The sequence below is a fragment of the Psychrobacter sp. UBA3480 genome (assembly GCF_002377945.1).
Taxonomy (GTDB): domain Bacteria; phylum Pseudomonadota; class Gammaproteobacteria; order Pseudomonadales; family Moraxellaceae; genus Psychrobacter.
The window spans coordinates 83,857-107,522 of sequence record NZ_DFQV01000021.1; the positions used below are offsets into that span (position 1 = coordinate 83,857).

The window sequence follows — 23,666 nt, forward strand, 5'->3', positions numbered from 1 at the left end:
CAGTTATTCCATATTTCCTGCACATTTTCTCGTTATGCCCTCTCTATGATGTCTTTTAAAGCCACAGTCTGTTATCTCGGCAGCTGTGGATTAAAGACACTTAGGAGGCGACAACATGCAAAAAACATTATTGACTAAGTTATCCATCATTGTAGGACTTTGTATCGTTTTTTCGATTGGTCTCAATATGATTAGCGACATCATATACGAGAGGCAGTACTACGCAGAGTCAGTGATAAAAGAAATCACCCAACAGCATGTCAATCCACAAGAAGTCATTAACCCATTTATCGCCATTCCTACGACAGTCACACCTGCATGTCAGTCAAATACATCTGATACACCAAATATAAAGAGCAAATGCGAACCGTCATACTCGAAAATTGAGACGATATTTGCCTCTCAGACGCAGGCTGCACAAAACCTAAAAGTAAACACAGACACCTATAAACGCGGTATCTATAGTGCTACTAGCTATGATGGTCAGCTTACGTTCGATCAAAGTTATACGCTTGATAAGACTTTAGAAAATTTAGATCAGGTTGGCACTACAATTGACAATGGGTCAGATTCAGTCGGTATATATCCTAATGCAGATAAGACACAGCTAGCCAAAACCATTACCCACTGGAACAAGGCAAAACTTATCATTCCCGTGTCTGATTTGCGCGGTGTCGCTACCCTGCCTACTGTCACAATTAATCAAAAAACGATTGCAGCAAACTATCCGCAGATACCAATGATAGAGAACTTAACCTATGTCGAAGTAGATATACCTAAAGATATGTTGGAGCAATTAATCAATCCTACTAGCCAGCAGAATAAAGATAGCTTGGCTACCAAAGGCTCAATAAATAAAAAACTAGATAAATCAGAAGTAAATAGCAAGTTATCTAATCCTAAAGACAATCAAGCGCTCAATATTGTGATCGACTTGCCATTAGCTGGCATTAGTAATTTAACGACTGTCCCAACTGGGCAGAACTTTATTCTGTCTATGCACAGTGACTGGCAGACACCAAACTTCATAGGTAAAGCATTACCAAATACCAAGAGCATTACCGCTAAAGGATTCGATGCCAGTTGGCAAAATCAGTATTTAACCGTTGCAAACAATCAGTACCTCTCTCAATGTCTCAGCACACCTAACCATCAATGTACTGTCATAAGTGAATCAACGATCAATACCGATAGTCATTCGTACAATCCTGATTCGTTTGAGGCATCAAGAGGTCTGACGACAGATAGTACAGCAGTAGCTGGTAGTAATCAAAGTGTTCTGCTAAACAGCTTTGGCGTTAGTTTTGCGAGCCCTAACGATGTCTATCTACAAACTGAACGAGCCATGAAGTACGCCTTGCTATTAATTTTGGTATCGTTTGGTACTTTCTTTTTATTTGAAGTGCTCAAATCAAGTCGTATCCACCCTATTCAGTATCTGCTAGTCGGCTGCGCACTATTTGTCTTTTATGTCTTATTACTACCACTTGCAGAACAAATCGCATTTTGGCAAGCCTATATGGTAGCAGCCAGTGCTTGTGTTGGGCTTATTGGCTGGTATAGCTACTATGTATTTGGCGGTTTAAAACGGGCAATAATCTTTACCGCGACACTTGCTGGGCTATACGCTACGTTTTTCGGTATTTTAAGTACAGAAGATCTCAATCTGTTACTGGGTGCGATATTTTGCTTTGTGATACTTGCCTGCGTGATGGTGATGACTCGCAAACTCGACTGGTATAAAGTGACATAAATGATGAGAGCCATGCACTGTATAAAACAAGTCAGACAAACTGTCAGTAAATGAAAGGTTTTTATCTAATAATTTGAAAAAAGGCACTAGCTGCCTTAGCTTATCAACTGAGCTAAGGCAGCCAAGTAGTAATATCATTTGACGATATGATTGTTTAACGCTTTAGCCCAGTTATTGCAATTATCCTCGCAGCGCGGGCAACAATGATTAGGGTCAGAGATTTCATCAACGTAACCGCAATACATACAAGCATAATAAACCCCTGCTTCTACTTGCTCGACCGGTCGGTATTGCTTGGGGAAAAGCGGCATCCCGTAGTCTGTTTTTTCAGAGGTGTGCAATAAAATACTAAAATTGCCATCAGCTTCGAGCAAACCGACACGAACTTGTCCTAAATGCTCAACCCCTTGTTGGCGCATTTCAGCAAAAAACTCATCATGTGACATCTCACCTTTTTTGATTTTATCAAGCACTAGCATGCCATCTTCTACAATATACATTGAGCGCCCCTCTAGCAGGTCCTCAAAAGGCTGGAATTTCATCATCGCCCACGTACAGAGCCTATAGAGTGAAATGACCGTACCCATGATTAATACCGCTTGGATAATGGGCAGATCTTCGGTGAACATAGGGTCACCTGCAATAGAGCCCAACGATAAAATAATGGTCAGCTCGAAAATAGAGAGCTGACGGACGCCGCGCTTACCAGTGAAGCGTAAAAATGTGATAATTAATACAAACATTACAGTGACACGTATTAAAATTTCTACGGCAAACAACCAAGTTGTGTCATAAATAAAAATACTTGCCCAATTCATACTATCTTTTCCTATTTATTTATCTGATTTATTGTGTTTAATGAATGTTGTTCTAATAGTTCATTTGATACGACGCACATCATCCCTATTTTTAGACCTTATCGTCAATACAACTATCGTTATTCTGATTTAAAAGAGACTTTTTGCCATAAGTACGACAAAATATCCTGTCCTGTGAGACAGCTATAGATTAGATTGATAAGTTATCAATCTATTATCTTTGCTAGAGAAAACGATCGTTATAACAGCGTACCTTACGACCTAAAACTAAAATCCTATGCTTGCCTGTTTTGTGCCATTTATTCATTGTAGGAATTACTTTTGAAAGCCACTATTTATACTATTATTGCGTTAATCGCCTTTGCCGCAAACTCTCTGTTTTGCCGAATGGCATTGGCAGAAGGCTATATCGATGCTTGGAGCTTTACCATCATTAGGCTAGTGAGTGCGACGGCCTGTCTAGGCCTTATCATGGCTGCACATGCTTACAGACTGCGACGCCAAACGTCTAATCATGACAACTCTACTGTTCACGCTATATTAAGTGATAAAGGCAGTTGGTTGAGTAGTCTCAGCTTGGTGATTTATGCGCTGTGCTTTTCAATTGCGTATGTAGAGCTCGATACTGGCACTGGGGCATTGATTTTATTCTCAGCGGTTCAGCTTACGATGATTGGCTGGGATATCTATAAAAAAGAACAGCTCAGCGCGCTACAATGGTTGGCGTTTGTCGTTGCAGTAGCAGGATTTGTATATCTGATGTTGCCATCGGCTGCCATACCATCACCATTGGCAGCAGCGTTAATGGCTATGAGTGGCGTAGCATGGGGAGTATATAGTATACGCGGCAAATCATGTGTCTCACCGCTACGAGCGACAGGGTTTAATTTTGTGCGTAGTTTAGTCGCTGTGCCTATACTATTACTGGTAGGTATGACGTATCTAGATGACTTAGGTTTGAAAAATATCAATTTGGAGGACATTACCACTGAAGGTGTACTACTCGCCTGTGCATCAGGAGCAATCGCCTCAGGGTTGGGTTATAGTATCTGGTATACAGCGATGCCACTATTGAAAAACACACAAGCCGCTATCGTTCAGCTATGTGTCCCTGTGATTGCTGCGTTGCTAGGTGTGGTGTTTTTATCTGAGCAACTAACTTTGCCATTTATAGTTGCAAGCACAGTCATTTTGGGCGCGGTCTTGGTGTTTACCTTAAATAAAAAAGTACCGGTATAAAATAAGGCTATTAATAACCTATCATTAGCCAAGTTGCTCAGAAAAGGTTCCAGCTAATTACGTTACCGGACAACATAAAACGCCCCGACTCTTATAAATCGGGGCGTTTATGTATTCGAGTTATTATTTTAATATTGCTAGTCTACGGTCACTAGTCTTTAAACAACCGTCTTAAACGACTGTCACTTCTAGACGAGTATCGACATTACCGCGAGTAGCATTAGAATACGGGCACACCTGATGCGTGGCTTCGATCAACTGCTGCGCCTGCGCTTCATCAATACCTGATACTTCTACAGACAACTCTATCTCTAAGTTATAGCTACCGTCAGCTTTCATACCGATACCCACTTGCGCAGAAGTTTTTGAAGCGGTAACAGGCAATTTCATGTGCTGTGCAGTCATGCTCAAAGCGCTATCAAAACAAGCCGCGTAACCCATGGCAAAAAGCTGTTCTGGGTTCACGCCTTCTTTGTCTTGCTCTTGAAAAGATACCAAGTCAAATCCTAAAGAACCATCGTCTAATCCAGTATGGCCAGAACGTCCACCAGTAGCGGTTGCGCGCGTTTTATAAAATATTTTCATGATTAATTATTCCTTGTTTCATATTATTAGAGGTCGTACTTACGCTGTTGCGATGAAATTATTATAGAATCCTCTGCACTTATACGTTAGAACAAACCTCTATAACTCTTGCCTAATCCTACAAATATTTATACTATCAGGCAATCTTATAAAATAAGCACTCGTGATGAATCAAACGACTATTGACCAACTTTTAGCAGTACTACCTAGAAATAAAACTATTGAATCTGCTGTTTCAGGCTTGTTCTTTTACTGCGCGGACAAACCAAGCAAAGCCGTGAGTTATATTCAAGAGCCAAGTATTTGTATTGTACTGCAAGGTGAACGAGAGATTTACTTGGGTGCTGACTGTCAAAGGTTTGACAATAGTAACTTGATGTTCTGTCCAGTTAATATACCGCTAAGTATGCATATCAAGCACGCTTCGATAAAGAACCCTGTCATTGTTTTATCAATGAAATTAGATTTAGCTATGATTAGAGATGTATTAGCGCAGATACCGACCACACACCCAGTAGCAGGCAGTCATTTAGGAATAAAGTGGCACTTAGATGACACCATAATGGACGCGTTTGATCGATTGATACGCTTGCTTGATTATCCAAACGATATTGATTTTCTGTCTTCTTTAATTCAACAAGAAATATACTATCGCCTACTCTTGGCTGAGCAAGGCAACAAACTTAAGCAATTGGTCGTTAGCGGTAGCCATACACACCGCATTGCCCAAGCGACTGACTGGATAAAGGCACATCTAGATGAACCTATTATGGTTGAAAGCTTAGCTAGTAGATGCGGCATGAGTGTCTCAGGGTTTCATCAGCACTTTAAAGAAATAACCCAGCTGAGTCCGTTACAGTATCAGAAAAGCTTACGTTTAATGGAAGCCAGACGCTTAATTAAGATGCATGGGGCGCAAATATCACAAATAGCGATGCAAGTAGGCTACGAAAGCCCTAGTCAATTTAGCCGAGAATATAAGCGGTTTTTTGGTCTAAGTCCGAGTAATGAGTTGTAGTTATAATTTTATTTTCTAATAGGATAAATTTAATTTGCTTAGGCTATTTTCTATTATATCTATGGAATTCTTCCCCAGAAAACATCATTTTTAAATTGAATAATGTAGGGAGTATTTTAAATAAATAGAAAAATTGGTTGACGTGACTATATATTCGTATTATAACATATAATATATATTTAAAATAATGAATGTATAGGAGCAGCTTTACTCTGTGTACGATCGATGTAAAGCGATCAATAGAAAGCTTAGGGAGGAGATAACATGATTCGTTTAAGCTACACTCTAAAATGCTGGGCACTTGGCATCACGTTTTTTACAGTGTTCTACTTTATGGTAGTCATGAGTGACCCTGGCTTTAGTAAGTACATTTATATGTTAGCTTTCAGCACTTTGCTATTCCCTATTGCTAAACGTGCAGTCGATGTTATGACCGATTTTTTCGCACCAGATATTGAGCTGTTCAATGGATTGTTACCATCACTTTTAATCAATATTGTGATTTGGATGCTTACTCCATTTATCGTCGCATTAACTGTGATTGCTTATGTACTTTATAGCATGGGTGTACTGACAGAAAAGATTAGTCATTAAGTATCAATTATTAAGTACTGGACATTAAATACCAGTCACTAACTATCAAACATTAAGCCTCAATAGCTCATAGAGAAGATGGTTTGCAAACTATCTTCTCTAACTATGTATATAGCTGCTAAAGCGACTAATAGATTTAACTTACAACGGCTAGTTGCTGACTTTTTTACCAACAAACTGTACTACAGCGCTAAGCCCTTGATGCCGCTTTCCTTCTGATACCATACGCAACTTCTCTACACCAATCACTTCGTTCAGCCCTACAAGCTCATTTTGAAAGTTCTCTAAAGCGCCAAAACGCTCCCTTTGACTGGCTGGTGGTCCACCGACTGCCTCTGTTTCAAGCTGCCGTTCTGTATAAGCTTCGACGATAAATACTCCATCTGGCTTGAGAGCGGTGCCAACTTGTGCATGTACATATTGACGTACCGCTTTGGGCACATGTGCCCAGATAGAAACTATGGCGTCCCATTTATCCTGACCAAAGTTGTAATCTGCTAAATCAGCTAATTGAGTGGTAATAGCTACGCCTCTATCTTTGGCCAACTTGTTCGCTTTGTTTAACCCTACTTCGGACATATCCATCGCAGTCACCTTGAAGCCTTGCTCAGCTAAGAATACTGCATTCCTACCCTCTCCCTCTGCTAGACAAAGTACGTGTCCACCTACAGGTATCTGCTCAAACGTCTCTCTCAAAAAATCATTAGGTTCGGTACCAAATGCGAACTCTGTACCGCTATAGCGTTCATCCCACATTTTAATCGTCCTGTTATTTGAGATTGATATCCAATTTAGTAGGTAACATATGGCATTTAGAAAACGTAGCAATAAAGCACACATCATAAAATTAATGTGCGCTCTATAACATAACGTACCATACAAACCTAAAACTTAGCCTAACTCACCTTATCCCACATCTTGCTTAGACGCTTGGGCGATACTGCCATACGAGTTTTCATAGGCTGGGCAAACAGTTGAATACGATACTCTTCCACCATCCAGCGATACTCACTGATGGCTTCTTTGTCCGCACGTCCTGCTAGCCGCTCCATATGCAAGTCAAGCGCGTAAACACCATCGAGGTCGGCGTCGAGATTGTGCTCCAGACGCTCTAGTCGAATCTGTAGCGCTTCAAGATAGCGTGGGTACTGTTGCCAGTGGCTATAGTCCATCCGATAAACAAAATCAGCCAAATGTAAGTCTTCTAGCTGATCTTCGATATCATCGATAGACTCACCAAATATCTCGCGATCTAGCATCAGCAACCCTTGGCGGATACGCTGCCAACGAGTGTAGACATTCTTAAGCGTTTTGATAACGCTTTGACCAGTTAATAAGAAGTTATTGACTACCACTTCGAGAGTTTGGCTATACTCTTCAGAGGTAAACGGTAGCTCCTCGCTCAATCCAACTGCGATGTCATCGGCGCTTTCTGGTAAATTCTCAGAATGATCAAATAAGACATAGTGCTCTTCGAGAGCCGCGTCTAACGCAGCATCTATAACGATCGTTTTGAGTTTATCCATGTCGCCAAGTGGTGCAAATGCCAGTTTAAATATACTATCGATTTGGCTCGTTAGCTGCTTTTTCTTTGCACCAAGTTTGCCTTTTATTAAAGTCAGTACCCCGATACGATGTGCTTGAAGTGCGGCATTGACATCAGTGTATTGATGAATCGATACAGCTTCTCCCGCTTCATCAGCGACGAGCGCCGCAAACTGTTTCATCACCACGCCTGCACTATGATGGTTTTTGCTAAAAGCAAAATGCTCAGGGAACTCAGTATGCACGCCTTGCTGCTCATTTACCGCTTGACTGGTTTCAGATGCATGACGAATCTGTAGGGTTTGTAGATCACGGCCTTTTTCGATGATACGGTTTTTCTCATCGACCACGCAGATTTGTGGCTGCAAATAACGATCAATCGTAGATGGATTGAAGTTCTCTGGCGTTACCGACATAATACCGCGACGATGCAAGGCCTGACACAGCTGCTTCAGCAATCCTTGTCCACCCTTTGGTTGCAACTCATCAAACAAACTGTCTGCAGTATTGGGTATCGGTACGATTTGACGACGTATCTCCTTTGGCAGTGACTTGAGCAGTTGTAGAACCAGTTCATAGCGCCAACCGGGCACGCCCCACAGTAGCTCAATCGCGTCGAGCTGCGGTAATGCAGCAAGCGGCACACGTATGGTCACACCATCATCATCGCTGGCGGGATCAAAGATATAACGGAGTGGCAGCTTTAGATCGCCCAGCTTCCACACTTCTGGGAAATCCCCTGTGGTCGGTGCTTGGCTATTAAGTACATCTTCATCAGTAAAGAATAGATGCTTAGTATCATGCTTTTCGACTTCTGCACGCCAATCTTCAAATGCTTTACGACTGGCAACGTGCTCAGGGATTTTCTTATCATAGAACTGATAGAGCGTCTCTTCATCCACCAACAAATCACGGCGACGCAGCTTGTCTTCGATACGCTCAACATGAGCAATCTTATCCATGTTATGTTGCAAAAATGGTGCATTGCGACCAAAGTTACCCGTCACTAAGCCATCACGGATAAATATCTCTCGTGATTCAACTAAGTTAACTTGCTCATAATTGGTCAGCTGCTTACTAATAATAATCAGTCCAAACAGACTAATCTGCGCGTAAGCTTTGACGCGTCCTGTTTTCTTGGACCAATGTGGTTCAAAGTAATGATATTTCAGCAAATCACCTGCCGCTGAAATAATCCATTCTGGTTCGATTTTGGCAACAGTACGCATAAAGACTTGTGAAGTCTCCACCATTTCAAACGCCATCACCCAAGGTGGTATTTGTTTAAACACCGTGCTGGCTGGGAATATCTTCGCCTTTTGCTGACGCGCAGCCAAATACTCACCGCGGCTTTCGGTCTTATGCGCGATGATAGACAATAAACCAGTCAATAATGCTCTATGCAGATTGGCATATTTGACTGCTTTTAACTCTTCATCTTCGATCGCTGTCGGATCATTGACAGCCACATTTTTATCAGCAGCTTTTGACTCATTAACATCAGTTAGCTTCAGCTCAGTGACCATTTGTACCAATTGACGGTGTGTCTGATGCCATTCTCGTACACGCGGGAAGCTTAAATAGTTTTTCTTAGCAAACTGCTTACGCTGATTGCCAGACAGTTTATTGCCGTCTTCATCTTTTTCAAACAGCGCCTTCCATAGACTCAGATAAAACAAAAAGTCAGAGTCGTCTTGACGGAAGACCGCATGCTTTTGATCCGCTTGCGTACGTTTATTGGCAGGACGCTCGCGTGGATCCTGTACAGCAAGCGCTGCCACAACGATCAGCATTTCGCGAATACAATCAAAATCAGAACCAGCCACCAGCATACGTGCTAGCCTTGGATCGATTGGCATACGTGCCATTTTCTGACCAGTTGCTGTCAAACGCAGATGATCAAGCCCTTTTCTCGCTTTTGGTTTATTGGTTTTGTCCTGAGCAGCAATGTCTTTCTTGGAAGTAATAGCGCCCAACTCATCTAGCAATTTATGACCATCAGTGACCAATCGGCTATCAGGCGGCTCAATAAATTCAAAGTCATCCACACTACCTAGACGTAGATTGGCCATTTGCAGGATTACTGACGCTAAGTTGGTGCGTAAAATCTCAGGCTCAGTAAACTCAGGGCGGCCACTAAAATCCTCTTCACTATAAAGACGAATACAAACACCTGGAGCGACACGGCCACAGCGACCTTTACGCTGATTAGCCGCTGCTTGGGAAATTGCTTCAATCGGTAAACGCTGTACGCGCGAGCGATACGAGTAACGCGAAATCCGCGCGAACCCCAAGTCGATCACATAGCGAATACCCGGCACAGTCAATGCAGTCTCAGCAACGTTGGTCGCGATAACAATGCGGCGACCTCGACCCGATGGCTGAAAGATACGCTGCTGCTCTTCATACGTCTGCCGTGCAAACAATGGCAGTACTTCGGTATGGCGCGGGCCATGACGCTCAAGCACTTCTTGCGTTTCGCGAATCTCCGCTTCAGTCGCAGCAAATATCAAAATATCAGCTTGATCGGCGTGACCTTTACTCTGCGCATCGCTAAAACACTCTTCGACAGCGGCAACCACAGCACGCGGCAGGTTCTCTTCAAAATCATCGTAGCTGTCATCTTCCGAGCTATTTACTGGCTCATCTGTCAACGGACGATAACGGACTTCTACTGGAAAGCTACGCCCTTCTACATTAAAAATAGGCGCAGGAACTTGCCGTTTGAGCTTATTGTCATAACGGCTGAAGTATTCACTAAAGCGCTTGGTATCAAGGGTCGCCGAGGTAATAATAACTTTTAAATCTGGGCGCTTGGGCAGCATCTTTTTGAGATAACCCATAATAAAGTCGATGTTTAAACTACGCTCATGCGCCTCATCGATAATAATCGTATCGTACTTACTCAAAAACCGATCGTGACCCAACTCAGCGAGTAAGATACCATCTGTCATGAGCTTTACAACAGATTGTGCTGTCCCTTGCTCATTAAAGCGAATCTTAAAACTGACCGTGTTACCTAATGGCTCACCCAGCTCTTCTGCGATACGGTTTGCCACACTACGAGCGGCCAATCGTCTCGGCTGTGTATGCCCTATCTGCCCTGTGATACCGCGCCCTGCTAACATCGCAAGCTTAGGCAACTGCGTCGTTTTACCAGAACCGGTCTCACCAGCGACAATAATGACTTGATTATCGATAATCGCTTGTACTAAGTCTTCTGCGCGTTGGCTAACAGGCAAATCTAAATTTAGCTTGGCAGGTAAATCATTTGGGATACTATCGATACGTGCCTGCACAGCTTGTTGAGAACGTGTCTTTATTTTCTCGTACTGAGCACGTTTCTTGGCAAGTACATCATCTGAATTATTCTTTTGCTCATAATCATGATTAGATTTTTTATTTTTAGATACAGCAGCACGTGCCAGCTCTCGCTCAAGACGGCTTAAGTAATAGCTGTCTTTAGCAAGTACTGGTAGATCAGAGGCAATGCTAGTCTGAACAGCAGTTCTATCGTCGCTAAACTTATTATTCGAGTGACTGTCATCTGGATTTGTTTTCTTATTTGTTTCTTCAACGCTGCTTTCACTAGGCATTTTTGGTTCATTCTCAGAAGTATTGGGCATATTTACTTAGGCTATTTATTATGTAGAAGTGGTTAGATTATGGGGGTAATTAGGGTATGATTCAAGTTAGTCGAGTTCTGATTACTCTTGTATCAATAATGCTGAAACTATCACACATTACAGAACGTATCCGAACTTAAGCTATCCATTAAGTTCATTTAATCAGGTATATATAAATCTACTTTTATAAGCTTTAGATAAACCTATTATAGCGCCAATTTCTTTAAATTCTTGATACTTAGATAGCCGACGTACTCTTTGTCCTCGTAAGCATTCAGCTCATCTGTATCACTAATAGGCTCAATCGAAAGCTGAACACTTGAAATAAGATCGTTTACGTTATATATGTCATCTATATCTACTGCAAACTTATCATCAATATGAGAAGCTGCATTAAAAGGTGACGTTTCATCTTTAAAAGTAAATTGCTTATAAAAATCACTTTTCTTCGCTTGTTTGATCGCGTCAGCTTGGTTAGGTGCAACGATGAGTAGCTTATAATGGAATTCTTCAAAATTGTCCTGCTGATAGCCACCTAGATTGATAAAGAATAATTTTAAGTCAGTAGCAGCCTTTAATTGCTCACTTGATTCAATTAACTTGATGGCATAATTACCCACTTTAGTAATCGCACGATATGAATCAATATGCCATTTATTTTTTACCTCAGGCCAATGTTCATTGATATCTCCTATCAAGTCACTCACTTGATAGGCTGCGCCAAAGAAAATATCGTGTTGCTCAATCAGACGGCCTTTAGGACGACCGCCCAGTTGAACCATATATAGTGTTAGCATTTTACGTAATCTCTATTAAATCAAAATCCATAGTTAATCTAAAGGTAATGCTATCATTGCTAGAATAGAATGTTTTTAAGTACTGTCATACTGGAACTACTCTACCCGTCTTCAATGCAAATGCCCAATCTTCACGTCCGTTTCTTAGAGCCATATTTGCTGCTGCTTCATGGTTATAAGCCACTTTGACATGCTCTGTTTGCCAATGTTTACCTTGTTGAGTCTCAATACACTTGATAAGAGCATAATTAGCATGAGGCGAATAAGTTTGCATCTTATGAATAATAGGCAAATCATCTTCGTAAGCTGGATAGCCAACGCTACCACTATTCACAATAGTTTGTCCTGACGACAGTACTACTGTTCGCGGGATGTGTGTATGACCACATAAGATAACATCATTATCAATACCATCAAGTAATGCCAATATAGTCGCATCATTACGCACTATTGGTTGACCCGTTTCGATATCCTCTAGTAAATATATCATGTCATCGGTCGGCGAACCGTGGCAGAGGTATACATCCTCACTTACATGAAAATCAAATGGCAAAGACCGCATCCATTCAATCGCTTTTTTAGAGAGATCTTTGATAATAAAACCCATGGTTGGATTATTAGCAATTTCTGCCGTAGTGGCTTCATAAATCTGTCTATCCTGATTACCTCTAATGGTAATAATATCATCTCGATTTGCCATTAATAGCTCATAAGTAGCATGAGGCGCTATTGGCCCATATAAAATATCACCAAGATTGACAATCTGATCAACATCTCGATATCTTATATCCGCAAGCACAGCTTCAAAGGCGTAGACATTACTATGAACATCTGAAATTGCAGCGATGGTTGTTATCTGTTTCTTTTCTAAGTTATCCATTTCCTGACTCACTAATCAAAAACTGCTTTACAACGTCAACGGTTGCTAACGGATCTTCTTCGTGCGGTACATGACCTAAGTTATCAAATATCTTAAGCTGACTATTACGTATATCTCTATGAAATAATGCGGCGTTTTCTACAGGAATAAGATCATCTTTTGCACCCCATAAGATCAAAGTCGGTATGTCCAGCTGCTTTATTTGAGCTTGATCACTGTCATCATCAGTCTCATTTAGGCGACGACTCAAAGCCTGCTGATTACCTTGGCGCAAGGTCAATTCATAGTATCTGTTAATCAACTTCTCATCGACTTTGCTATTGTCTGCATACACGCTTAAAACGCTTTTCTCAACAACACTTCTGGGTAGGATACGATTTAAAATTGGTGACATCATTGGATATTTAGCAAGTTTAAAACCAACGGGGACATGTTTTGGCGTTGCTGGATAACCAACTGAGTCTACCAATATCAATCGACTGACACGCTCAGGATACAAAGCGGCGGTGCGCCACGCTACCTTACCTCCTAATGAATTACCGGCTAGCGTGACACGGTCCAGCTTCAAATGATTGAGTACTTCAATGACAAATGCCGCATAATTTTCGCTACTATATTGTGTGCTTTCGTCCACGTAAGGACCGGTCAAACCGAACCCTGGCAAATCCATGCTCACGACACAGTATTGATCAGACAGCGCCTTGGTCCAGCCCTCCCATGTATGCAAACTTGCCGATGTACCATGCAATAAAACGATTGTTTCGGGTCGGTTTTTTTCGGCTGTATTGCCACGGTGTGTATAACAATTAGCTGACTGCGCTACATGCGCTTGCATACCTTGTATGTCTATAAATTCGCTGTTAGGTAGTTGCCATTGTTTTAGCTCAGCGATGGTACGATCAGGTGCCCAATATTTTGCTATAAATACCATTAACACGGCAATTGCGCCTAGTAATATCAGAACAGTTGCTTTTAATAAGTACTGTGTCATGTGATCAAATCCATTTAATAAGATGACGTTAATAATAAACATTCTATACCGTTAGCTTATATGATAAGCCATAAAAAACCCCAACGTTCAATTTGTCTTGAACATCGGGGTTTCACTTATACTAAGCAGATATGACTAGGATTGTAATGACTACTTGATTATATCAAGAAAAAGTACGCCCATAGCCCGATAACGATAGTAGCAATGATATTTAATATGATACCTGTACGAATCATTTCTGTTTGCTTGATCAAACCTGTACCAAACACAATAGCATTTGGCGGTGTGGCAACTGGCAACATAAAAGCACACGATGCACCAATACCGATGACCAATACGAGCACCTCATGTGGCAAACCCATCTGCTCTGCAATAGCGGCAAATACAGGCACTAACAATGCTGCCGAGGCAGTATTGGAAGCAAATTCTGTCAAGAAAATAATAAATGCTGAGACTGCCATCATCACAATGATAAGTGGTGCAGAAGACAGCGCAGTTGCTACGGTTTCCCCTAGTACCAAAGACGCCCCAGATACTTTCAAAATTGTCGATAGCGCAATACCACCACCAAACAACATGAGCACACCCCAATCCGTATTGTCTGATACTTGCTTCCAAGATACCAATCCTAAGCTTACTACCGCTGCTGCTGCTGATAGTGCAACGATAGCATCAGTGTCCGTAATATCTAAAGCTGCACCAATCTTTTTGGAAAATATCCAGCTCAATGCCGTAACGATAAAGACGATGATAGTGACGATACGTGGCTTGTTCCAAGCAATCGGTGCATCATCAACTAGGACAATGGTACGATTTAGGTTCGGCTTTAGGAACACATACATCGCACCCAACAATAATGGTAACAGTACCAACATCATCGGAATACCAAACTTCATCCAGTCTACAAAGGCAATATCGAGCGCCTTTGCGGCAATAGCATTGGGCGGCGAACCAACAATCGTACCTAGACCACCAAGGCTGGCTGAATAAGCAATACCTAATAGTACAAAAACAAACGTACCGCGGTCTTTTTCACGATCAACTTGCGTCAAGATACCGAGTGCCAATGGGAGCATCATCGCAGCTGTAGCAGTATTCGATATCCACATCGACAAAAATGCCGTCACACCAAATATCAAAAATACAGCTGTACTCAGTTTGCCACCAGACATCGATAGAATCTTTAGTGCGATCTTTTTATCTAGCTGCTGCACATGCAATGCTGCTGCCAAAGCAAAACCACCAAAGAACAGATAAATAGTAGGATTGGCAAAGCTTTGCAGACCGATTTCAGCATCGAAGTCTGGTATGCCAACCAAGGCACCGATTACTACGACAAGTAGCGCTGTTATGGTGACGTGCACAGCTTCTGTAAGCCAAAGTACCCCAATAAAAAACAGGACTGCGAGACCTTTATTCGCATTGATGTCGAACGGCAACACATTGTAAATAATCAACGCAATAATCGCGGCAATCGCGACAACGATCAGCCCTTTGCCTGTACCTTTTGGGAAAGTATCAGTAAATAAATATTCATTGCCATCATTAGGAAGATGGCTATCTAGCTTTTGCTCTGACATAGAATGTCCTTATTGAATCAAAGACGGTGTAAGAAACCTAAAAATAAAACATAAATTATCGGTTAATGTATTTTGATAAATACATTACCATTGAGGTGAATCTAATTATATGTAGACATCACTTGAGATATATACGTCAAAACTCGTCTTTCTACAACTTATGCTGGTAATTCGTAAACTTCATCATTAGCCATGTAACTGGCTTCATTATTAGTTGCAGCGTTAAGTGCAGCATCAGTTACACATAGTCACTAAACAAGTGTACTCTGTATATGTACAAGACTATGACCACATTGCATACTAGATAAGTTAAATAAAAGCCAAGCGCTACTAAATACGAGCGTCAACAAATAAAGATTTAATTAAAACATCTCTATTAAGAAGTAAATAAAAACACTGGAGTACTTTATGACAGACTCAAATAAAACGGACTCAACGACCAAAATGGCACCAAAAGACATCAATCAAGATGGCCTAGCCAAAGAAGATCAACAACGTACTGACGACTCTATGCTCGATATGATGCAAGGGATGCATGAGCACGAAGATCATAAAGAATAAGACCAAAGCATGTTTTGATAGCTCGCTATTCTACACCTAAATAAACATGCAAAAAACCAATACAGTTAATAATAGGCACGATAGGCGTTTATCACTATGATAAGCGCCTATCTTTTTTTGGTTCTCTCACCTCTGGCAGATGATCTGAGACATAGTTGTATACAAATGCTGCTGTCGATACAATGGCGATGGGAACAAACAAAGCATCATAGCTGACTTTTGCAAACAAGAAAGCGCCTACTGCGCTACCACCGCAGAAACAATACCAGATAATGGCTTGAAACCCTAAGGTTGGCTTACTAATAGAACGACCAGCAAGCCAATTACCAATTGCCGCCCCCATGTCTGAGGTCAGCCCTGTCAAGTGGGTGGTCCGAATGACCGCCCCACTATAAGTTGCGACCATCGCATTTTGCAGTCCACATGCCATTGCTGCTGCTAATTGCCCTAAGTAATCATGCTGCTGATACAACCAATAGCTAACCAACAGTAGTGCTGCTTCTAGATATAGCGCTCGTCCATAACGACGACCGAGTTTCAATGATGTCTGTCCAATGACAAAGCCGCTTAGTATAGCCCCTGCCAAAAAGGACAGCAACAAGGTACCAATATATAAAATACTACGCGCGTCTGAATGAGCGATTGCCGCTGCAAACAAGCTCACATTGCCCGTGACGTGCGACACTGATAAATTGGCAAACCCCATTAACGCCGTCGTATTCACGCAACCAGCACTAAAGGCCAATACCGCCCCGCCCCATAGTATCCACTTTGGTAACTTGGTTATCATATCCCTCGCTCAAAGGCACTTAACTAAAAGTGTACACTGCTAAAAAAGCACGTAGCCAAAAAGACTCATAGTATAACTAGAAAAGACAGCCAATTGGCTGTCTTTTCTATTATCAAACGAATCATCTATAACAATTACTGTGCTGGTTCATCAAGCATCATCAACTGCTCGCTGATAGCTACTGTATTGAAACCTGCATCAACGAACATAATCTCACCTGTAATACCAGATGCCCAAGGCGACAATAGGAACAATGCGGCGTTACCTACTTCTGTCTGTGTGATGTTGCGTTGTAGTGGCGCAATTTTTTCGCTGATATCAAGCATTTTACGGAAAGACTTAATACCACTAGCCGCTAGCGTGCGGATAGGACCTGCAGATATCGCATTAACCCGGATACCTTCACCGCCCATAGACGTTGCTAAATAACGAACACTGGCTTCTAAACTAGCTTTTGCCATACCCATGACATTGTAGTTTGGCAATACTGAAATGCTGCCTTCGTAGGTCAATGTCAACATAGAACCATGGCGCATCGCTAGTAACTCACGAGCTGCTTTTGCCAGTGCAACAAAGCTGTAGCTAGAGATATCATGCGCGATGTGACTGCCTTCACGAGTCGTTGCGCTAACAAAATCCCCATCCAACTGATCCATCGGTGCAAAACCAATGGCATGTACCACACCATCAATACCGTCGCCCCAGTGAGCAGTCACTTGCTCAAAGCATGCAGCTATCGACTCATCAGAAGCTACGTCACATTCTAGAACCAAATCTGCTTCAAATTTTTCAGCGGCCATATCGACGCGTTTTTTGATTTTGTCATTCGGGTAAGTCAGGATTAGTGAAGCCCCTTCGCGGTGCAGCGCTTCTGCGATAGCCCAAGCGATAGAGAGTTTACTTGCGATGCCAGTTACGACAAATCGTTGTCCTTGCAATAGCATAAGATTTCCTTTTGAATCAATCGAGATGATTTAGAATAAGAATTTATTTAGAGTAATTAGAAGATTGAGACTACTAAATAGTACAAATGAAAAGATGAGTTATTATACACGAATTAATTTAAGTAAACAGTCGTAAACTGTATTTGGTTCTTGTTATCGGATTGACTAATACAAACAACCGATAATGTCAAAATGACCAATAGCAGTTTATCACTTGAAGTAGTATCGACAGTGAGAGTTTTTCGCGAGTTATTAGATTCCATTTTAGCATCAACGCTTCACGATAAAATACTCAGACTATAGTAGTTTGCTTATTTTATGAGAAAAATTGCACTTCGAATATTAACACTACAACCGTTTCGATTAAGTACCAAGCACCCCTTTATTGATTAAAGACTCAACTGCTAGCCACAGCAGTATGAAGTTCAGCAGATTTCGAGTATAATCACAGCCCTTCCCAGCTTGCACAATTTTTATAAGAGTCCTCACACGATAGGATTCAACGTTAAGCTACACCCACATTTTGGATGGCTGCCAAACTTATGAGTAACACCCCCATCATAACCCCAGATTATAAAGAAAGTACCGAATCCTATCGCCAACTGATTGCTTCAACTGGCGAAGACTTAGATCGTCCGGGTTTGCTAGATACGCCTGTACGTGCTGCAAAGGCCTTTGCCCATCTGACCCAAGGCTATCATCAAAGTATAGATGAAGTGGTCAATGATGCTGTGTTTCCATCAGCCAATCGCGAGCTGGTACTGGTACAGAACATTGAGTTTTATTCACTATGTGAGCATCATATGCTACCGTTCCATGGTGTCGCTCATATCGGCTACTTACCTGACGGCCAAGTCTTGGGACTGTCAAAATTTGCCCGTATCGTCGATATGTTTGCCCGCCGTTTGCAAATACAAGAAAACCTAAGTGAGCAGATTGCACAGACCATTATGGATGTTACTGGCTGCCGCGGCGTCGCAGTCGTTATGGATGCATCGCACATGTGTATGATGATGCGCGGCGTTAGCAAACAACATTCAACCACGCGTAGCACCGCGATGCTTGGCGAGTATCAACACAATAATCAAGCACGTAATGAATTTTTGGGCGCTGTACCTAAGCGTCAGCCAGCGTTTTAATTGGCTGTTAATTGCTTAGGCTGTTGCGAATAATAACTAAACAAAAAGGACGCATATGATGCGTCCTTTTTATTTGACTGAGTGATGGAAAAATAGTACTAACCAATTGGTTTTACATCATCTATCCAATCGCCATAACCAGCAGCTTCCATATCTGCAAGCGGAATAAAGCGGAGCGCTGCTGAGTTCATGCAATAGCGCTTACCTGTCGGTGCTGGACCGTCATCAAATACATGGCCCACGTGTGAGTCCGCGTAACGGCTACGAATTTCAGTACGGGTTCCAAATATTCCTCTATCTGGCTTTTCAACCACTAAGCTCGTATCCAATGGGCGAGTAAAGCTCGGCCAACCTGTACCAGACTTATATTTATCACGCGAAGAATACAGTGGCTCACCAGATACGACGTCCACGTACAATCCAGGCTCTTTATTATCCCAGTACTCATTATCAAAGGCGCGCTCGGTACCTTCTTTTTGAGTGACTTTGTACTGAATATCACTAAGGGACTTCTTTAGCGCATCTTGTGAAGGTTTTACAAATGTATCTGGGTTAAAACCTTTGCTTACTTTGCTATCTGATGTGTTATTTGGCGTCACTTGCTGTGTGCTATCTGCTTCGGGCGTAAACTTACTAAAATCAAGCTCATAGTTTTTACCATAGACACTCTCGATAAATTGATAGCGACCAGAATTAAAGGTATAAGCTTTATAGCGTATCGGGTTCTTTTTATAATAATCCTGATGATACTCTTCAGCAGGATAAAAAGTGCTAGCAGGTACAATCTCAATCACTACTGGCTTGTCATACACACCAGATGCTTGCAGGGATTGCTTGGCTGCTTCTGCGATTTGCTTTTCTTGCGCATTGTTATAAAAAATAGCGGGACGGTACTGTGTGCCGCGATCAACATACTGCCCTTTATCATCAGTAGGATCAGCGATTCTCCATAGCGCCTGTACTATGCCATTGTAAGTAATCTTCTTAGGATCATAATACACCTGCGCCGCTTCTGTATGCCCAGTACCACCTGCTGACACCTGCTTGTAGGTTGGGTTTTCAGCGGTGCCACCCGTATAGCCAGACACGACTTCTACCACGCCAGGGATTTTTTCATAACCTGCTTCAACACACCAAAAACACCCACCCGCTACTGTGGCTACTGCCAATCCTGGTGTAGTCGGTGCATATGGGTTAGCGGCAGTTGTGTTCTTTACAGTAGAGCTGTTTTCAGTTGATGCGCAGCCTGCGTAAATCGCACTACTCGCTATGATAACTAACCCTATGATTTTAGATGGTAATATGCGGTTCATAAAAATCTCCTAAGCGTAATATCCTTTAAACATCCTAACGCTTTTGTATCACTGAAACATTCCTATACTGTTATATATTTACAGTTTATTAAGATATTTTTTAGCAACTGGGTTTAGAGCGTGTCCTCAATTCAATCGATAGTCATCTAAATGGGTTAAAAAAGCCCATTCTCAAAAAAGTAATGGGCTTTTATTTATCGTAAGGTTATCAATGTAAACATAGAATTATGAAGATTTTTGGCTATCTTTATCAGCACGTTCGTCACTTGCCTGCTTAATCTTCATTAGAATTTCTTTCATTTCAGTTGCTGACAGATAGGTTGGCACGGCATAAGTATCACTGACTTCTTTTGCAGCTGCCTTTGCAATATCATTAAAGTCGCTGGTTTGCATACCATTGACAGTCGGATCAATATTTAGATCTACAATCAAGTTTCTAACTTGGGTGATAAGGTGATCTGCTATCTCACTATCGCCATTGCCTGCTTGACCATCCTGTACCATACCGGTTCTTTTCGCCAATGCAGCCAGTCTTTTTTTGCTCGCTTTGCGATTGACGTCGAGCACATAAGGCAACACGATGGCGTTAGCACGGCCATGAGGAATACTATAGTAAGCGCCTAACTGATGCGCGATAGCATGCACATAGCCCAGACCTGCTTTGTTAAAGGCGATCCCGCCATAATGAGCAGCGATACCCATCTCTTCTCTTGCTTTTAGGTTACCACCATCTTTATAAGCTAGTGGTAGATAATGCATAACAGATTTTACGGCAGAGGCTGCATAGTAATCTGTCTCTACGCTGGCATTGGCACTCATCCATGCTTCTAAGGCATGGGTCAATACATCAATACCAGTATCTGCTGTAATATGGGCTGGCATGCCTTTCATGATAACTGGGTCAATCGCAGCGGCTAGTGGTACCATTCTTGGATCAATAGACAATGCTTTTTGATGCGTTTTATCATCCGATACTACTGCACCAAGTGTCGCCTCTGAACCCGTGCCAGCTGTCGTTGGTACGCAGTATAACGGCGTCGCGGGCTTTCTTGCTTTAAGAATACCGATTAGCTGCTTTGGCTTGCACTTGTTGCCTTGAGACATAGCTATCATTTTGGCCGCATCGATCACTGAGCCGCCGCCAATGGCTACGATAGAGTCACAATTGGCCTCTATAGATTGACGGAGCCCTTCTTCAACTACTTTAAAAGTAGGATCTGGCGTAATACCATCATAGATGTGATAACTGATATTTTTCGCATCTAGATAATCAGTGACTTTCGCAGGTATACCCAGTTTGTTGAGCACTGCATCCGTGACAATAAACACATTGGTATTGCCTTCATTGATAAGCATATCGCATAGCTCGTCACAGGCAGTCTCGCCAACGAATAACATCGGTCTTCTGATAGGTATCACATAAGATACTGCTTTTAATACCTTTGCCCGAGTCTTAGCCACAGCCAAATAACCAGCATGCTGCAAACTGTTGTTCTTTACCAATTTAGTAATACTGTTTTGTGTTTTCATGAGCACAAAAATCCTTTTTAATGATGGTTTTAACTACAATAAAGACCGTTAAAGACCGTTTTTGCCAGCCAGTTAAATATTACTAATTTACGAGCGCCAGAATGTATAAAGATACGCATCACAGCATTATAAAATGGGCAGCTCTCTAAAATTATTGTACCACTGCTTTTTTCGTTATGTCGCTATTATTATGAACTGTGATGTGTCAATTTTATACCAAGCCGCTTATTTTAGTCGCTTAGTTTGATTGATCAATCTAAGTGGCTACAGTAAGTCGTTTAAACTAGTCAGTACTTGCCCTTAATAATTGCTGAGTGTAAGTATGTTGTGGATGATTGAAAAGATCTTCGGTACGTCCAGATTCTACGCAAGTGCCTTGTTTTAACACCATGATATGCTGACACAGTGCACGTACTACCTTGAGATCATGACTAATAAAGACATAACTGATTTCTAGTCTTTCTTGTATTTCACGTAATAAACTAACTACTGTGACCTGTGTGGTACTGTCGAGCGCAGAGGTCGGCTCATCCAATATAAGTAAGCTTGGTTTCATAATGAGGGCACGCGCCAGCGCCACGCGTTGACGCTGACCACCTGACAGCTCATGAGGATAACGCTGCGCAAATGCTAAAGGCAAATGTACCGTAGCAAGACTATCTAGCACCGCTTGCTGACGGGCGACTTTATCCACGCCTTGTACTAGCAATCCCTCTTCAACGATTTGCATGACTGTCATACGCGGATTAATACTGGCAAATGGATCTTGAAATACCATCTGAATTTGCGAGCGGAAATTACGTAGTGCTTTTTTGGACAATACTGAGATATCTTGACCATTGACCACTATCTGCCCATTCACACGTGCTTGGTTGCTCAGTAGTTGGCTAAGCCCCAGCGCAATGGTGGTTTTTCCAGAGCCAGACTCACCGACGATACCCAATGCTTGGCCTTTTTGTAGCGTCATATCGACATCTTTGACCGCATCGAACCAGCGCTTGGTACCTCCAAGCAGACCTTTTTCAATTGGGAACTGTACGTTAAGACGCGTCACTTCTAATACGATTGATTGTTTATCTGCGTTATCGTCTTCTATGGTTAATGCTTGCCCAAAGTCTTGCTTGATAAGTGTGCGGGTATAATCAGCTTTAGGCTGATCAAATACCGCTGACGTTTGACCCTGTTCGATGGTTTGACCTTGGCGCATAACGATGACCTCATCACTATAGCGCCTGACCAAATTGAGATCATGACTGATTAATATCATCGCCATATTGTGCTTGCTTTTGAGATCATCTAGTAGCGCTAAAATCTCATGTTGCAAGGTAACATCGAGCGCAGTCGTTGGCTCATCAGCAATTAAAATATCAGGCTGCTGAGCCAATGCCATCGCAATCATTACTCGCTGACGCTGACCGCCTGATAACTCATGTGGGTAACGGTTCAACTTGTCAGCAGGATCTGTAATATTGACATCATTTAGCAAAGCAATGATGGTTTCTTGCCATTGCTTCTTAGGCACGCCAACTAGACGCAACGATTCAGCGATTTGTTTGGCGACCGTATGCAACGGATTTAGTGCGGTCATTGGTTCTTGAAATACCATACCGATACGCTGTCCACGAATAGCACGTAATGCGGCATTACGCGCCTTATCATTCGCTATGGACAAGGTCGACATGCCTGTTGTACTTGCAAGCCGCACCTCACCAGTAACGGTGAGGCTATCTGGTAACAGCCCTAGTAGCGCAAGACTGGCAATTGACTTGCCAGAGCCTGACTCACCAACGATGGCCAAGGTTTGCCCTTGTCTTAACTCATAAGACAGCGCATCGACCAACTGGATGCCTGTAGTCGTCGTGATAGTTAATCTATCTACAGTTAGCATGAGCTTATCTTGTGCACGATGAAGACTTTCATTTGGCGCATTGCTGTGCTTAGTGGCGACAATATTTTTAGTCAT

General features: G+C 42.1%; 19 protein-coding genes. 6 read left to right on the forward strand and 13 right to left on the reverse strand.

The features are described 5' to 3' along the window. Positions 1–115: 115 nt before the first annotated feature. Positions 116–1,753 (forward strand): cell envelope integrity protein CreD, encoded by a 1,638-nt coding sequence (creD, locus tag B2863_RS10005; protein ID WP_296209956.1) that lies wholly within the window; start codon positions 116–118, stop codon positions 1,751–1,753. A gap of 134 nt (positions 1,754–1,887) precedes the next feature. On the opposite strand, the gene B2863_RS10010 is transcribed toward creD, so the two are convergent. Continuing rightward, the gene (locus B2863_RS10010) at positions 1,888–2,571 is read right to left on the reverse strand and encodes a DUF421 domain-containing protein (protein WP_296209959.1); all 684 of its coding nucleotides are present in this window, start codon (positions 2,569–2,571) and stop codon (positions 1,888–1,890) included. Positions 2,572–2,892: 321 nt separating this feature from the next. Here B2863_RS10010 and B2863_RS10015 point away from each other — a divergent pair, with 321 nt between their 5' ends. Then, positions 2,893–3,810, forward strand: coding sequence for a DMT family transporter (locus B2863_RS10015; protein WP_296209960.1), 918 nt, complete (start codon positions 2,893–2,895; stop codon positions 3,808–3,810). A gap of 171 nt (positions 3,811–3,981) precedes the next feature. Here B2863_RS10015 and B2863_RS10020 read toward each other — a convergent pair whose 3' ends face one another. Beyond that, a complete protein-coding gene (locus tag B2863_RS10020) occupies positions 3,982–4,395 on the reverse strand; it encodes an organic hydroperoxide resistance protein (RefSeq protein WP_160021698.1) in 414 nt (137 codons plus the stop codon). Between the two features lie 166 nt (positions 4,396–4,561). Between B2863_RS10020 and B2863_RS10025 the strand changes: the two genes are divergently transcribed. Continuing rightward, the gene (locus B2863_RS10025; RefSeq protein WP_296209964.1) at positions 4,562–5,413 is read left to right on the forward strand and encodes an AraC family transcriptional regulator; all 852 of its coding nucleotides are present in this window, start codon (positions 4,562–4,564) and stop codon (positions 5,411–5,413) included. A gap of 264 nt (positions 5,414–5,677) precedes the next feature. Then, positions 5,678–6,007 carry a hypothetical protein gene (locus B2863_RS10030; RefSeq protein ID WP_102091713.1) on the forward strand — a complete coding sequence of 110 codons (330 nt, stop codon included), beginning with the start codon at positions 5,678–5,680 and terminating at the stop codon, positions 6,005–6,007. Positions 6,008–6,157: 150 nt separating this feature from the next. Here B2863_RS10030 and B2863_RS10035 read toward each other — a convergent pair whose 3' ends face one another. The 6 genes from B2863_RS10035 to B2863_RS10060 all read right to left on the reverse strand — a co-directional run bounded on the left by B2863_RS10035 (position 6,158) and on the right by B2863_RS10060 (position 15,426). Further along, entirely contained in the window at positions 6,158–6,763 is a 606-nt protein-coding gene (locus tag B2863_RS10035; protein ID WP_296209966.1) for an SAM-dependent methyltransferase, read from the reverse strand. A 140-nt stretch (positions 6,764–6,903) separates the two neighbouring features. Beyond that, a complete protein-coding gene (gene hrpA, locus B2863_RS10040) occupies positions 6,904–11,178 on the reverse strand; it encodes an ATP-dependent RNA helicase HrpA (RefSeq protein ID WP_296209969.1) in 4,275 nt (1,424 codons plus the stop codon). 206 nt (positions 11,179–11,384) lie between these two features. Continuing rightward, positions 11,385–11,975, reverse strand: coding sequence for a DUF1543 domain-containing protein (locus B2863_RS10045; protein WP_296209971.1), 591 nt, complete (start codon positions 11,973–11,975; stop codon positions 11,385–11,387). A gap of 85 nt (positions 11,976–12,060) precedes the next feature. Next, on the reverse strand, positions 12,061–12,855 hold the full coding sequence (locus B2863_RS10050; protein ID WP_296209973.1) for a metallophosphoesterase family protein: 795 nt from the start codon (positions 12,853–12,855) through the stop codon (positions 12,061–12,063). Next, a complete protein-coding gene (locus tag B2863_RS10055) occupies positions 12,848–13,846 on the reverse strand; it encodes an alpha/beta fold hydrolase (protein WP_296209975.1) in 999 nt (332 codons plus the stop codon). Before B2863_RS10055 ends, B2863_RS10050 begins: the two co-directional genes overlap by 8 nt. 158 nt (positions 13,847–14,004) lie before the next feature. Then, positions 14,005–15,426, reverse strand: a complete 1,422-nt coding sequence (locus B2863_RS10060; protein ID WP_201607218.1) for an SLC13 family permease — start codon at positions 15,424–15,426, stop codon at positions 14,005–14,007. 408 nt (positions 15,427–15,834) lie between these two features. On the opposite strand from B2863_RS10060, the gene B2863_RS10065 reads away from it, so the two are divergent. Next, positions 15,835–15,987: a hypothetical protein gene (locus B2863_RS10065; RefSeq protein WP_166739249.1), complete on the forward strand. Its 153-nt coding sequence runs from the start codon at positions 15,835–15,837 to the stop codon at positions 15,985–15,987. 94 nt (positions 15,988–16,081) lie between these two features. On the opposite strand, the gene B2863_RS10070 is transcribed toward B2863_RS10065, so the two are convergent. Both B2863_RS10070 and B2863_RS10075 read right to left on the reverse strand, forming a co-directional pair. After that, complete coding sequence (locus B2863_RS10070) at positions 16,082–16,777, reverse strand: YoaK family protein (protein WP_057760330.1); 696 nt, start codon at positions 16,775–16,777, stop codon at positions 16,082–16,084. A 134-nt stretch (positions 16,778–16,911) separates the two neighbouring features. Continuing rightward, positions 16,912–17,721: an enoyl-ACP reductase FabI gene (locus B2863_RS10075; RefSeq protein WP_114700054.1), complete on the reverse strand. Its 810-nt coding sequence runs from the start codon at positions 17,719–17,721 to the stop codon at positions 16,912–16,914. Positions 17,722–18,263: 542 nt separating this feature from the next. Here B2863_RS10075 and folE point away from each other — a divergent pair. Further along, on the forward strand, positions 18,264–18,860 hold the full coding sequence (gene folE, locus B2863_RS10080; protein WP_185156591.1) for a GTP cyclohydrolase I FolE: 597 nt from the start codon (positions 18,264–18,266) through the stop codon (positions 18,858–18,860). Positions 18,861–18,958: 98 nt separating this feature from the next. On the opposite strand, the gene msrB is transcribed toward folE, so the two are convergent. From msrB to B2863_RS10095, 3 genes are all read right to left on the reverse strand, one after another. Next, on the reverse strand, positions 18,959–20,173 hold the full coding sequence (gene msrB, locus B2863_RS10085) for a peptide-methionine (R)-S-oxide reductase MsrB (protein WP_296209982.1): 1,215 nt from the start codon (positions 20,171–20,173) through the stop codon (positions 18,959–18,961). Between the two features lie 225 nt (positions 20,174–20,398). After that, positions 20,399–21,703, reverse strand: coding sequence for an iron-containing alcohol dehydrogenase (locus tag B2863_RS10090; protein ID WP_296209985.1), 1,305 nt, complete (start codon positions 21,701–21,703; stop codon positions 20,399–20,401). Positions 21,704–21,986: 283 nt separating this feature from the next. Further along, positions 21,987–23,666 (reverse strand): ABC transporter ATP-binding protein, encoded by a 1,680-nt coding sequence (locus B2863_RS10095; RefSeq protein ID WP_296209987.1) that lies wholly within the window; start codon positions 23,664–23,666, stop codon positions 21,987–21,989.

Coding starts and splice junctions, on each gene's coding strand:
- creD (WP_296209956.1), top strand. CDS start 116: ATGCAAAAAACATTATTGACTAAGTTATCCATCATTGTAGGACTTTGT.
- B2863_RS10030 (WP_102091713.1), top strand. CDS start 5,678: ATGATTCGTTTAAGCTACACTCTAAAATGCTGGGCACTTGGCATCACG.
- B2863_RS10065 (WP_166739249.1), top strand. CDS start 15,835: ATGACAGACTCAAATAAAACGGACTCAACGACCAAAATGGCACCAAAA.
- hrpA (WP_296209969.1), bottom strand. CDS start 11,178: ATGCCCAATACTTCTGAGAATGAACCAAAAATGCCTAGTGAAAGCAGC.
- B2863_RS10045 (WP_296209971.1), bottom strand. CDS start 11,975: ATGCTAACACTATATATGGTTCAACTGGGCGGTCGTCCTAAAGGCCGT.
- B2863_RS10095 (WP_296209987.1), bottom strand. CDS start 23,666: ATGACTAAAAATATTGTCGCCACTAAGCACAGCAATGCGCCAAATGAA.
- B2863_RS10050 (WP_296209973.1), bottom strand. CDS start 12,855: ATGGATAACTTAGAAAAGAAACAGATAACAACCATCGCTGCAATTTCA.
- msrB (WP_296209982.1), bottom strand. CDS start 20,173: ATGAACCGCATATTACCATCTAAAATCATAGGGTTAGTTATCATAGCG.
- B2863_RS10075 (WP_114700054.1), bottom strand. CDS start 17,721: ATGCTATTGCAAGGACAACGATTTGTCGTAACTGGCATCGCAAGTAAA.
- B2863_RS10025 (WP_296209964.1), top strand. CDS start 4,562: ATGAATCAAACGACTATTGACCAACTTTTAGCAGTACTACCTAGAAAT.
- B2863_RS10060 (WP_201607218.1), bottom strand. CDS start 15,426: ATGTCAGAGCAAAAGCTAGATAGCCATCTTCCTAATGATGGCAATGAA.
- B2863_RS10010 (WP_296209959.1), bottom strand. CDS start 2,571: ATGAATTGGGCAAGTATTTTTATTTATGACACAACTTGGTTGTTTGCC.
- B2863_RS10055 (WP_296209975.1), bottom strand. CDS start 13,846: ATGACACAGTACTTATTAAAAGCAACTGTTCTGATATTACTAGGCGCA.
- B2863_RS10020 (WP_160021698.1), bottom strand. CDS start 4,395: ATGAAAATATTTTATAAAACGCGCGCAACCGCTACTGGTGGACGTTCT.
- B2863_RS10070 (WP_057760330.1), bottom strand. CDS start 16,777: ATGATAACCAAGTTACCAAAGTGGATACTATGGGGCGGGGCGGTATTG.
- B2863_RS10035 (WP_296209966.1), bottom strand. CDS start 6,763: ATGTGGGATGAACGCTATAGCGGTACAGAGTTCGCATTTGGTACCGAA.
- B2863_RS10090 (WP_296209985.1), bottom strand. CDS start 21,703: ATGAAAACACAAAACAGTATTACTAAATTGGTAAAGAACAACAGTTTG.
- folE (WP_185156591.1), top strand. CDS start 18,264: ATGAGTAACACCCCCATCATAACCCCAGATTATAAAGAAAGTACCGAA.